10 protein-coding genes are annotated in these 11,920 nt (G+C 61.5%); 8 read left to right on the plus strand and 2 right to left on the minus strand.

Translation table 11 applies throughout. From position 1 onward, the window contains the following. Window positions 1–576: 576 nt before the first annotated feature. Entirely contained in the window at window positions 577–1,620 is a 1,044-nt protein-coding gene (locus FBY31_RS01465; RefSeq protein WP_142036028.1) for a LacI family DNA-binding transcriptional regulator, read from the minus strand. A gap of 40 nt (window positions 1,621–1,660) precedes the next feature. Then, a complete protein-coding gene (locus FBY31_RS01470; protein WP_160142416.1) occupies window positions 1,661–2,245 on the minus strand; it encodes a DUF624 domain-containing protein in 585 nt (194 codons plus the stop codon). Window positions 2,246–2,444: 199 nt separating this feature from the next. Between FBY31_RS01470 and FBY31_RS01475 the strand changes: the two genes are divergently transcribed. The 8 genes from FBY31_RS01475 to FBY31_RS01510 all read left to right on the plus strand — a co-directional run bounded on the left by FBY31_RS01475 (window position 2,445) and on the right by FBY31_RS01510 (window position 11,916). Then, a complete protein-coding gene (locus FBY31_RS01475; protein ID WP_142036035.1) occupies window positions 2,445–3,722 on the plus strand; it encodes an extracellular solute-binding protein in 1,278 nt (425 codons plus the stop codon). Then, a complete protein-coding gene (locus tag FBY31_RS01480; RefSeq protein ID WP_200833284.1) occupies window positions 3,719–4,675 on the plus strand; it encodes a carbohydrate ABC transporter permease in 957 nt (318 codons plus the stop codon). The genes FBY31_RS01475 and FBY31_RS01480 overlap by 4 nt, the downstream gene beginning before the upstream one ends. Beyond that, complete coding sequence (locus FBY31_RS01485) at window positions 4,668–5,537, plus strand: carbohydrate ABC transporter permease (protein ID WP_142036037.1); 870 nt, start codon at window positions 4,668–4,670, stop codon at window positions 5,535–5,537. The genes FBY31_RS01480 and FBY31_RS01485 overlap by 8 nt, the downstream gene beginning before the upstream one ends. 23 nt (window positions 5,538–5,560) lie before the next feature. Next, window positions 5,561–6,409, plus strand: coding sequence for a sugar phosphate isomerase/epimerase family protein (locus FBY31_RS01490; RefSeq protein WP_142036040.1), 849 nt, complete (start codon window positions 5,561–5,563; stop codon window positions 6,407–6,409). Further along, entirely contained in the window at window positions 6,406–7,455 is a 1,050-nt protein-coding gene (locus FBY31_RS01495; RefSeq protein ID WP_235012866.1) for a hydroxyacid dehydrogenase, read from the plus strand. Before FBY31_RS01490 ends, FBY31_RS01495 begins: the two co-directional genes overlap by 4 nt. A 2-nt stretch (window positions 7,456–7,457) precedes the next feature. Then, entirely contained in the window at window positions 7,458–9,554 is a 2,097-nt protein-coding gene (locus FBY31_RS01500; protein WP_142036043.1) for a glycoside hydrolase family 36 protein, read from the plus strand. A gap of 107 nt (window positions 9,555–9,661) precedes the next feature. After that, a complete protein-coding gene (gene manA, locus FBY31_RS01505) occupies window positions 9,662–10,966 on the plus strand; it encodes a mannose-6-phosphate isomerase, class I (RefSeq protein ID WP_142036046.1) in 1,305 nt (434 codons plus the stop codon). After that, window positions 10,963–11,916 (plus strand): N-acetylglucosamine kinase, encoded by a 954-nt coding sequence (locus tag FBY31_RS01510; protein ID WP_142036049.1) that lies wholly within the window; start codon window positions 10,963–10,965, stop codon window positions 11,914–11,916. The genes manA and FBY31_RS01510 overlap by 4 nt, the downstream gene beginning before the upstream one ends. The last annotated feature ends 4 nt before the right edge of the window (window positions 11,917–11,920 follow it).

Below are 11,920 nucleotides of genomic sequence, written 5' to 3' on the forward strand. Positions count from 1 at the left end.
TGTACAAAGCTTGTGGTGGCGTCCCTCTGACGCTGGTGCGCGGGCTGGGCCTGGCCGCCGGGGCCCTGTTCAGGTGTGTGGGGTGGCGGGTTCAAGGTCCTGGCTGGTGCCCTCCGCCTGCTGTGTATGGGTGTGGGTGGTTCCTCGCTCCGGTTCTCTCGGGTTGCTCCTGGCTGGCCAACAACTGTTCATGGCTTTGGGGTGCGGGAACGACATGACGAAACTCTCCGGCGGGTAGAAGTTTTGGAAGGCCGCTTTGCGCGGGGGAGTTGTGGTCGTGGATTTGTCCTGCCAGGGGAGGTGTGGACAGCGTTCGCAGCTATTTCTGCTTTGTTGGACTGGCAGTTGGGCGGTATCCAGTGTCAGGTTCGGGTACATGAGTTCCTTGCTCCCGGCGTCAGAAAATGAAGAGACGAGCCCAGCCCGACACCCGGACACCCTTCACATCGCCGGGTGACGTCAGGTTGAAGCGTGGCCTAACTGGACCATTTCGCTTGAGTTGGTTCCGGACCTGAGCCCAGTTACATAGGGGTCACGTTCGCCTGCGGACGTACCGGCAGTTGCCCTGTACGGCGCTCACTGGGAGGGGGAGCCTACTGGCCGCCGCCCTGGTGCGGCAGTGGATTCTCTTTCCAGAAGTTGGGGTCGGACCGTTGAGTCGGCAATGTCCTCCGCTCCGGACAGCTGCTGTTGGAGCAAACGGAAGGCTCTAACACCGAGGTCCTTGAAGTCGGGGGCGACTGTGCTCAGGGCGGGCCATGTGAACTCGCTGAAGGGCTGGTTGTCCCAACCGATGATGGATACTTGGTCGGGAACCGCTACTCCCTTTTCGGTGAGTGCGCGGAGGGCTGCGAGAGCGAGTCCGTCATTTGAGCAAAAGACAGCTGTTATTCCTGGATCGGCGGCGATCCGAAGTCCTTGCTCGTAGCCCGATCTCGGAGCGCGCGAGGCTTCGAGTACAGGGGGCGGCTTGATGCCGGCGTCAGAGAGTGCGTCGTGCCATCCTTGGTATCGCCCCGAGAATTGTGTCAGAGGATAAAGGCCCAGGTGGTGGACTGTTGAGTGTCCCAGGTCGAGCAGGTGTTGCGTCGCCTCGCGTCCGGCTGCGTACTCATCAATGAACGCGTAGGGAAAGCCGGGCTGGCCAGCTGAGAACCCGGATGCGGCGACAGTGGGTATGCTCTTCGGCAGTTGCTTGAGCACCTCTGCGCCTGAGGGATCGAAGTCGAGGACGATGATCCCCGCTAGCTGCTGTTGCAGGGCTATTTCGAGCGCGGCTTTCACGTCCGGGTCTTCCGAAGATTTCACGGCCGATATCACGACGGAGTAGCCTGCTCCCTGCGCCACCTCCTCTATGCCGGCCAGCGTATTGGCGTAGCCAAAGGTGGAAGTGCTGGCAGCAAAGATCGCGATCATCGATCGTTCGCCGCTCTTGAGCGCTCTGGCTAGTGAGCTCGGTCGGTAATTCAGCTCTTCGATTGCAGCCAGCACCCTCTGGCGTCGCTCCTCGCTGACCGGGATGTTTCCGGTTAAAACGCGCGAGACTGTTGGTACGGAGACACCCGCAAGACGGGCCACGTCGGCGATCACCGGTTGGCGGGAATCTTTCGTAATTCTCATGTCAGTCCTTGCCGTTCCAATTTGAGCTCTATGGGGAAGGTTATCCCGTGGCGCCGTTCGGGGCGCCCATTTGTTGGCGGACGAGCAGCCAGGCGAGAAGGGCAGGAACTAATCCGCTGCCTAGCGGAATCAAAGTCGGCAGGCGGAAGGCCAGAAGCAGCCAGGTGCTAAAGACAACCACGCAGCCGGCAAGGGGCAGGGACTTAGCCAGCATCAAACTCCGAATAGATCTCACAAGTTCCCGGCCGGTGACGTCATCCTCTGCAAGCATGGACGCTGCCAACAGTGCCACGTACGCCGCGGCCCCGATGCCGCAAATCGGGATAATCACGCACAGGGCCAGCAGACCGGGAACCCCTGGCGTTGCAAGCCAGAAGAGTATGGAGAAGACAGCTGCTGCCATGGCTACCGGGACGGCCAGGCCCAAGTATCCAACACGGGGCCAGGCCCACGAGAACTCCCGAAAGAACGAGCGGGCCACCCCGGCGCGCTCTTCGATGACTGTTTTGCGCAGCGCACGCTGCAAGGCAACGGCCGCAGGAACCATAGTAAAAAGGGGAAGGCTCACGAGCAGGAACAGGATCTGCAGCAGGAGGGTGTCCCCGATCGTTTCCAAAGCAGCCATGACCGCTACACTTCGGGGTTTGCGCCTTTGCTGTTCCATAACTTCCATTCACTGTCTGCGGCATCGTTGCTGGGGAGGGGAGCCGCTTCACATCTCATCATCCTATGAAATGAGGCTGTGACTTGCGCCTCTGATATCGATATCATACACTCGTTGCAGCGCCATCCAACGCCGGGTGGCTACATCAGGAGGATTTGATATGGCACGTCGACGTGCAGGATTTCTCGCGCTGGCAGTCGCTGGCACCCTGGCCCTTGGAGCCTGCGGCTCCGGCGGTACATCTACTGCCCCGGCTTCCAACCCCGGGGAAGTGACAGGGACTCTACGGGTGCTGGTTCCCAGCTACCCAGCCAGCAACGAGGGTAAAGCCGAGCTTGAGAAGGTAGTGGCATCCTTCAAGACGAAGTATCCGCAGGTAACTGTCGAGCCTGACTTTGCCACCTTCGACACCCTCAACCAGAAAATCTCCACCTCCATTGCTGGAGGCCAGGGCTACGACGTCCTGGTGACCGGAATCGGCTGGGTGCCTCCGTTTGCCGCCAAGAACGTCTTTGAAGACCTTTCAACGTTTGGCGCCACCGCTGAATCGCTCGGGGAATCGACCAATCCCGCCCTCGTTCCGGCCTCAGAATACAAGGACAAGGTCTACGCCGTTCCGTTGATCGCCGGGCCCAAGCCTTTGGCTCTGCGGAAATCACTCTTCGAGAAGGCGGGTCTTGATCCATCAAAGCCGCCTACAACCATGGCCGAAATCAAGACCGCTGCCGAGAAGCTCACCGTCAAAGATGCCGCTGGGAACATCACCCAGGCAGGCTTTGACTTCTGGGCCGCGCCGGGTGGCTACCGCCAGGACTTTGTTGCTCTGCTCGGTTCATTGGGCAAGCCCCTGTACAACACCGACGGCGAGGCAGAGTTCGCCGGTTCCGAGGGCGTTCAGACCCTTGAATGGATGAAGAGCATGGTGAACAACGTGCAGAAGTACGGCGCACAGAACGCCGCGAAATCCCCGCTGGTCAACACGGGCGAAGCTGCCATGGGATTCACCGGCGGATATATCGACTGCTCCGACAAGGGCGTAGGCAAGGCCGTCTGTGACGACCTCGTCTACTTCAACGTCGAAGACAAGGAAGGCTCCATGTTCACCGGCGGCCAGCTTGCCTCCGTGGGTAAGAGCAGCAAGCTTAAGTCAGCGGCGTGGGACTTCATCCAGGAGCTCAGCAAGCCAGAGGCTGAAGCCGGCATCGCGACTCTGAACTTCGCGGTACCAGCAGGCAAGGACGCCGCGGAGTCGCCGGTCGTAAAGTCCAACCCCGCGAGCACTTTCGTGGCCGCAAACCTCGACGACGCCAAGTTTGAGGGCGGAGCCGCCAACTGGCTCGAATTGCGTGGGACGTTTGGAACAAGCCTTGACGATGCCCTTCTGGGCAAGAAGTCAGTCGAGGAAACGCTCAAGGCTCTGGAGCAGCAGTCAAAGTGAGCACTCTCAAAGAGACCAAACCAGCGGTGCGCGCGGCGGGGGCGGCTAACACCCGCGCCGCGCGCCCTGCGGGGCGGAAGTCACGTCTTACCCGCCAGCAGTCCCGCGCCGGCTGGCTGCTCCTGGCACCAGCCCTGCTGCATTCAACATTCTTTCTCGCCGTACCGGCCCTCGCAGCAATCTTCCTGAGTTTCACGAACTACGATTTCTCTGGCGCCTGGCAGTTGATCGGCACGGAGAACTACGTGGAGCTGTTCCAGGACACCCGGTTCCAAGCGGCGTTCCGCAACACCATCCTCTACACCCTCGCCGTGGTTCCCCTGTCCATGGGGTTGGCTTTGATCATCGCGTTGGGCCTGAACCAAAAGATCCGCGGTCTGGGGTTCTTCAGGACGGTCTATTACCTCCCCGTCGTGACCGCAACTGTGGCTGTCGCATCAGTGTGGCTGTGGATCTACCACCCTGGCGCAGGCCTTGCCAACGCTGTCGGAAGCCTGTTCGGACTCACCCGGTCCGAGTGGTTGAATGACCCCGCCACAGCCCTGCCCGCCTTGATCGCCGTCGGCATCTGGCAAGGACTTGGTGCAAAGATGATCGTCTATCTGGCCGCCCTTCAGGGCGTATCCAAGGAACTGTTGGAGGCCGCAAACCTGGACGGCGCCAACCGCTGGCAGGTTTTCCGCAACGTGATCTGGCCAGCCTTGGGACCGGCCCATTACTTCGTGTTGATCACCGCAATCGTGCAGACCTTCCAGGTCTTCGACCTCGTCTTCGTCATGACCAAGGGCGGTCCGGTCAATTCCACGACCGTGCTGACCTTCGACATCTACAACAACGCCTTCGAAGGCCTCCGGCTGGGCTATGCCTCGGCCGAAACGGTCATCATGCTCATACTCGTCGCTGCCTTCATATACCTGGGTGGTCGTTCGCAAAGGAAGAACCAGGATGGTTAAGACGAAACTAACGCCGGGGCGCGTTGTCCTCTACGTTGTACTCTCACTGGGCAGTTTGCTCATGGTTGGCCCGTTCATCTGGATGATCCTCACCGCGCTCAAATCAACCGGCGAGGTCGGAACGTTCACCTGGCTGCCCAAGGAATTCCACTGGTCCAACTTCGTGGAAGCCATGGACGCAGCGCCGTTCCTTCGGTATTTCTGGAACAGCCTGGTGCTCACGGTCGGGCAGACAGCCCTGACTTTGATCTTCTGCACCATGGCCGGATACGCCTTGGCAAAAGCTCCGATCCGCGGCGCGAAGGGGATCCTGAACTATTTCATCGCCTTGATGATGGTTCCCTTCCAGATCATTTTGGTGCCCATGTTCCTCCTGGTGAAGTCCATCCCGCTCTTCGGTGGGAACGACATCTTTGGGATGGGCGGGACTGGGTGGCTCAACACCTGGTGGGCGCTGATCATTCCCTTGGCGATCGCACCGCTCTACACCTTCCTTGCCCGCCAGTTCTACGTCACGCTTCCTTCCGAACTGGCGGATGCAGCTCGTGTGGACGGCCTTGGAGAGTTCGGGATTTTCTTCCGCATCATGACGCCCCTGGTCAAGCCCGCTCTGGTCACCATCGGCGTCTTCCAGATAGAAGCGGCCTGGAACAGCTTCCTGTGGCCCCTCATCGTCACCAACTCGGATGAGCTCCGGCCCCTTCAGGTAGGGCTTGCTATCTTCTCGCAGGATCCGCTCAACGTGCAGTGGCCCTACCTTATGGCCGGCGCCACGCTTGCCACGCTGCCCATGATCATCCTGTTCATCTTTGCCCAGAAACGCTTCGTTGAGGGCATGGCCAGCGCAGGCCTCAAGGGCTGACCCTTTCAAACAAGAGGAACAACATGATCACGCCGTCAGCCTCAACGCTGGGCGCACCCGGAATACCCCTGGACGTCGTCCTGGCCTGGCTGCAACAACACCGCATCCCTGGCATCGAACTCCGGCTCGCTGCAGGGGAAATCGCCGACCCACACATGGGCGTACCGGCCCGGGACGACCTCCGACGCCAGATTGAGGCAGCAGGAGTGCAGGTAACGGCCATCGCGAGCTACGTGAAGGTAGCGGCCCCGGGGTCCGATGAAGCCGTCCTCGCCGGGCTCACCCAGGCAATCGCCTTCGCTAGAGACCTCGGGGCACCGATGGTCCGGGTATTCCCCGGAGCAGATACCGGACCTGCCGCCTTCACCGACGTCCCGCCCCTGGTGGAATCCCGTGAAGAAGTGGATGACCGGGCGGCAGGGAGGCTCAGTGCCGTCACCTCATACGCCGCGGACCTCGGCGTCCTGCCGGTGCTGGAGACTCACGATTCGCATCCCACAGGCAAGGACATCGCCGGGATCCTCCACCGCGTGGACGGACCAGTGGGGGTGGTATGGGATGTGCTGCATCCCTGGCGTGTAGGCGAACAGCTGGAAGAGACGTGGAAAACCCTCGCGCCCTGGCTGGCGACCGGTCGCGGCTGCGTCCAGATCAAGGACGCCGACATGCCCGCCAGCAGTACACCGCTGCCCATCGGCAAGGGTTCCTTGCCGACCGAGGAGTTTGGCCAGTTGCTGGTCCGCCACGGTTACTGCGGCCCGGTCACTCTTGAGTGGGAAAAAGCCTGGTATCCGCAGGCCGCTCAACTGGACGTCGCACTAGGGTCCGTCCGGGCATGGCTCGACAACCATTGGGATGAGGACATCAATTGAATGCAGCACTGCACAGCACCGCCGTGCCAAAAACGCCTCGGTTCAGGCCCAAAGTGGCCCTGGCGATGCAGGACGCTGACCTGCGGGACGCCCTTTTTTCCAAACGTCTCCGCAGCCGGCTCGAATCGATCTGTGACTGCGACTTCAGCCTGGTCATTCAGGACTTCAATGCCACGCCCGATGAGGCCATCGGAGATGTTGATGTTCTCCTCACGGGCTGGTTCTCTCCCCGCGTCGACGCAACCGTTCTTGCCCGTATGCCCCGGCTCAGGCTTATTGCCCACGCAGGTGGAAGCGTCAAGGGCCATGTCCTGCCTGAATGCTGGGAACGGGGCATCACAGTGACAACGGCTGCAGAGGCCAACGCATTGCCGGTGGCCGAGTACACCCTTGGCCTCATCCTCCTGGCGGGAAAGTCAACAATTGCTGCCAGCCACCTCTACACGCAGCGCCAAACCAAAATTGACCGGGAACTGGAGTTCCCGGACACGGGCAACTACGAGCGGGCCATCGGGATCATCGGGGCGTCCACCATCGGAAGGCTGGTTCTCGAGCGCCTGCGGCCCTTCGATTTTGATGTCACCGTGTATGACCCCACGATCAGCGACGCCGAGGCGCTGCGGCTGGGGGCCCGCCGGGTAAGCCTGGACGAGCTTATGAGCTGCAGTGACATCGTGTCTCTGCATGCGCCGGTTCTGCCAGAAACCCTTAACATGATCGGCCCTGCCCAGCTTGCCGCTATGAAGGACGGCTCGACACTCATCAACACCGCCCGGGGGGAACTTGTGGACCACAACGCACTGATCCATGAGCTGGAATCAGGCCGGCTGAATGCTTTCCTGGACGTGACCAGCCCGGAACCATTGCCCGCCGGCCATCCGTTGTACACCCTTCCCAACGTACTGCTGACTCCCCATATTGCCGGTTCGATGGGTACCGAGCTGCACCGGCTGGCGGCCTACGCAATCGACGAAATCGAACGCTACGCCACAGCAGCCCACCAGCGGTTCCCTGTCGGCCTGGCCGACCTGGTGAGGATGGCATAACAATGGAACCCGGTCTTATTTCATGGTCAAACGGCACCCTGCATCTCGCGCTTCATGCCGGCAACGAAAGCCCTGTCGGCATCGCCTACCTGCACCCAGCCGAGGCCGCCTCGTCACCGCTGGCGTCCGGCCCTGCGCTTGTGGAAATCCTCACAGTGGAGGAGGGAAGAGCCAGAACCAGCCAACGGTACGCGGAATCCACCGTCGGTAAACGCCTTAGGTACGTCAGTCACACCGCCGCATCGAAGGGCATCTGGTACATCCTCAGGGTGCTCCAGCGTGACGCGGAAACTGGGCTGGAAGCAGAAACTGTCCTCCGCGCGGCCAACGGCGCAAGCACGGTACAGGCCGTGACGACCCTCCGCAACAACGGACGCAAACGCGTCGCGCTTCAGGCCGTCACCACCCTGGCCCTCCCACTCCTGGCCGGACACCGGCCTGCCGAGGCCACAACTTTGCAACTCGCCTCGGCCACCTCACAGTGGCTGGGCGAAAACCAATGGACCTTGGAGGACCTGCGCCGGTCCCTGCCTGACCTCAACCTGGGCCTTCACGAACAGGACCAGCGCGGGCATCTGCTTCGCGCTTCGACCTCGTCCTGGTCCACCGGGGGGCCTTTGCCCACCGCGGCCCTGGTTGACGCCGACAACCAGTGGTGCTGGATGTGGCAGGTCGAACACAACGGGGGATGGGCATGGGAACTGAGCGAGACCCGTGACGCCCTCGACCTCGCCCTGCTCGGGCCGACAGATGATCAACACAACTGGCTCCATGCCCTGGAGCCCGGCGACAAATTCACTACCGTCCCAGCCGCCCTGGCCGTCAGCCGGGACGGCTTGCATGGGGCGCTTGCCCAGATGACCGCACACCGCCGGGCACTGCGGGGCCACATTTTTTCGGGCCGGCCGCCCGTGATCTACAACGACTTCATGAACACCCTGATGGGGGATCCGAGCACCGACAAACTCCTCCCGCTGATCACAGCCGCTGCTGAAGCCGGTGCTGACATCTTCTGCATTGACGCCGGCTGGTACGACGACACAACCGACTGGTGGGACGCCGTTGGGGAGTGGCAATCCTCCACTGCACGATTCCCCAAAGGCCTTTCGGAAGTCACCGACGCCATCAGCTCCGCAGGCATGGGCGTCGGGCTCTGGCTGGAACCGGAAGTGGTGGGCGTCCGAAGCACCATGGCAGCCTCGCTCCCCAAAGAGGCATTCCTTCAGCGCCGTGGTGTCCGGGTAGTAGAACACGGCCGGTACCACTTGGACTTCAGGCATCCGGCAGCGAGAGCCCACCTTGATGAGACGGTGGACCGGCTCGTGGCCGACTTCAACACGGTCTATTTCAAGCTCGACTACAACATCACCGCCGGTACCGGAACTGACCTCGGCGCCAGCTCCTCCGGCGCCGGCCTGCTCGGACATAATCGGGCCTACCTTGACTGGCTGGACGGCGTGAAAGCACGCCATCCCCAGGTAATCATTGAAAACTGTGCCTCCGGTGCGATGCGGCAGGACTATGCGCTGCTGGCACGCCTTGACCTTCAGTCGACCTCGGACCAGCAGGATCCGCTGCTGTATCCGCCCATCGCCGCCAACGCCTTCTTCAGTGTCCTCCCCGAGCAGGCAGCCAACTGGGCCTACCCTCAGCCCGAAATGGACGATGAGGAAATCCGCTTCACCATGGCCACCGGGATGCTCGGCCGGATGTGCCTCTCGGGCTTCCTCGACAGGATGACAACCGGCCAGCTGGCGCTGGTACGCGAAGCCGTCTCCCTGCACAAGGAAATACTTCCGGAGATCCAAGCGTCCACCGCGTTCTATCCGTCAGGAATACCCCTGTGGAATGACCAGTGGTTATCCGTGGGACTCCGGGCTTCCGAAAGGGACCTGGTGACCGTCTGGCAGCGCGGTCACGCACAGAACGAACTGACCCTGCACCTGCCCCGTTGGGCCGGACAGGAAATCACCCTCCGCTGCCTGGACTCCGGTAAGGGCTTCGAGACGAAGTGGGACCCATCCGGGTACTTATTCCTCACCGCTACCACGCCCAATGGACATCCCTCCGCAATGACCTTCACGGTACAAGCTGCATAGGGGCCTACCCCTCGGTCACGCCTGAGCGGTGAAACCCAATGGTTGACGACTTCCTCCCACCGCTCATCCCTCTGAGCATGCGGTTCCTGATTTCGAGAGAAGAAGCTATGTACAAACTGAACAACCGGATCAGGGATTACGCCTGGGGTTCCACGACACTTATCGCTGACTACCTTGGCCGCACACCCTCAGGTGCCCCTGAGGCGGAGATGTGGATCGGCGCCCATCCAGGAGCGCCGTCAGAGGCACTCCTGGACAGCTGTCACAGACGCCTGGATAAATTGATAGAGGCTGACCCGGAAGGCATGCTGGGGCCGGACAGCCACGCCGCCTTCGGGAGCACACTGCCGTTCCTGATGAAGGTGCTGGCTGCCGAATCTCCACTGTCACTTCAGGTACACCCGACACGGGAACAGGCCGCGTCCGGCTTCGCAGCCGAAGATGCCCTCGGCGTCCCGAAGGATGCCCAAACACGCAACTACAAGGACCCTAACCACAAGCCCGAGATGATTGTGGCCCTCACGGACTTCGAGGCTTTGTGCGGGTTTCGCCCTGCAACTGAGGCCAAAGCGATTTTCGACGCGCTCGTGACCCTTTTCAGGGAGACAGGGGCCGAAATCCTCGAGGTCCTGCAGCAGGCCAGCTCCACCCTTGCCGGCGCCGATGAACCAACTGCCATCCGGCAAACCTTCACCGGACTGATCAGGGGCGGCGATGAAGTCTCCCGTGCGGTTGACGCCGTGGCGGCGCTGCTGGGCTCGAGGATTCCCGAGGGTCCGTATACCGCGGCTTTGAAAACAGCACTGGAGCTCAGTGAAGCGTACCCGAGGGACCCCGGGGTTTTGATATCCCTGATGCTGAACAGGGTTTCCCTTCGTCCAAACGAGGCGATATACCTGCCTGCCGGGAACATTCACGCCTATCTGCACGGTTTAGGCATCGAAGTCATGGCTTCCTCCGACAACGTGTTGCGCGGCGGACTAACCGCCAAGCATATTGACGTTGACGAACTGTTGAGAACAGTCGACTTCACGCCCCTGCCCGTTCCAAGACTTGCCGCAACTTCTCCCGCAGAAGGGCACCTGATCTGGAAACCCCCCTTCGACGAGTTCCAATTGCAGCGGATTGAGCTGGAACCCGGAGCCCCAAACATGGAGCTTCCAGCAGTGCTTCCGGTGATTGTCCTGGTGGCCTCCGGCAGTGGCCTGCTAGGCACCAGGCTGCAGACATTGGAGCTGGGGAAAGGCGACAGCGCTTTTGCCGGAGCCAATGAAAGCCCTATTACGTTACGGGCAGGCAGCACGGAGCCGCTGGTTGCCTTCGTCGCCACCACAGGGATTCAGGAAGGGATACCCATTGACGGCCCGCCCACCCTTCGACCAAGCCGTAACGACACCTCAGGCATGATATGACCAACTCAGCGAATTCCCTGTTCACCGCCGACGGGATCCCTACGGCCAGCGGCGCAACAGGCGCCTTGATCGGTTTGGATATCGGTGGCACCAAGACTCACGGCGTGCGGTTCGAAAATGGCCTGCCTGTCGCCGACAGTATCGCCGGCAGTGCCAACGTCCAGAACGTCAGCCGGGAAGCTGCCCAGGCCCACCTCGCGGAGCTTTTCGCGGATATTGGCTACGGAAACGTTGTGCAGGTATACGCCGGTGCCGGCGGAATCGACACGGAAGCCGATGCCGAAGCTCTAAAAGCTCTCATTGCCCCTTTCGCACCGAAGGCCCTGACCACCATCGTCCATGACTCGCGGCTGCTGCTGGCAGCAGGCTGTGTCAGCAGCGGAGTCGCCGTCATCGCCGGGACGGGGTCAGCGGCCTGGGGGCGTAATCCGCGCGGAGTGGAGGCACGGGCAGGGGGTTGGGGATACCTGCTGGGAGACGAAGGAAGCGGATATTGGCTCGGTCGGGAAGCTGTCCGCCACAGCCTGCGCAGAATGAACCAAGGCTACGAAGCGGACGCCCTCACCCGGAGCCTTCTCGTCGCATGCGATCTGGATCATCCGAATCAACTGATCGCCCTGTTCCATTCGGCGGGCACCGGACGCCGGTACTGGGCGCAGCAGGCACGTCTGGTAGTAGACGCCGCCGACGCCGGACACCTCCCCAGTCAGAAGATGCTTGACCGTGCCGGGCAGGATCTCGCTGATATGACAACGCAGACACTGTCTCAATTGGGCATTACCGGACCAGTCGTTCTGGGCGGAGGCCTTGGCATGCACGTACCGCGGCTTCAATCAGCCTTCCGTGACGCCTTGGCCAAGGACGGAATAACCGATGTCCGCCCTGTTACCCGAGCCCCTGTCTTCGGTGTCACCCAACTCGCCGCCGAACATCCGGCGAGGTCGGCCTAGCAAT

This window comes from Arthrobacter sp. SLBN-100 (assembly GCF_006715305.1).
Taxonomy (GTDB): domain Bacteria; phylum Actinomycetota; class Actinomycetes; order Actinomycetales; family Micrococcaceae; genus Arthrobacter.

Bases quoted from the DNA above. Each gene is read 5' to 3' on its own strand.
- FBY31_RS01465 (WP_142036028.1), bottom strand. From the start codon at position 1,620: ATGAGAATTACGAAAGATTCCCGCCAACCGGTGATCGCCGACGTGGCC.
- FBY31_RS01470 (WP_160142416.1), bottom strand. From the start codon at position 2,245: ATGGCTGCTTTGGAAACGATCGGGGACACCCTCCTGCTGCAGATCCTG.
- FBY31_RS01475 (WP_142036035.1), top strand. From the start codon at position 2,445: ATGGCACGTCGACGTGCAGGATTTCTCGCGCTGGCAGTCGCTGGCACC.
- FBY31_RS01485 (WP_142036037.1), top strand. From the start codon at position 4,668: ATGGTTAAGACGAAACTAACGCCGGGGCGCGTTGTCCTCTACGTTGTA.
- FBY31_RS01490 (WP_142036040.1), top strand. From the start codon at position 5,561: ATGATCACGCCGTCAGCCTCAACGCTGGGCGCACCCGGAATACCCCTG.
- FBY31_RS01500 (WP_142036043.1), top strand. From the start codon at position 7,458: ATGGAACCCGGTCTTATTTCATGGTCAAACGGCACCCTGCATCTCGCG.
- manA (WP_142036046.1), top strand. From the start codon at position 9,662: ATGTACAAACTGAACAACCGGATCAGGGATTACGCCTGGGGTTCCACG.
- FBY31_RS01510 (WP_142036049.1), top strand. From the start codon at position 10,963: ATGACCAACTCAGCGAATTCCCTGTTCACCGCCGACGGGATCCCTACG.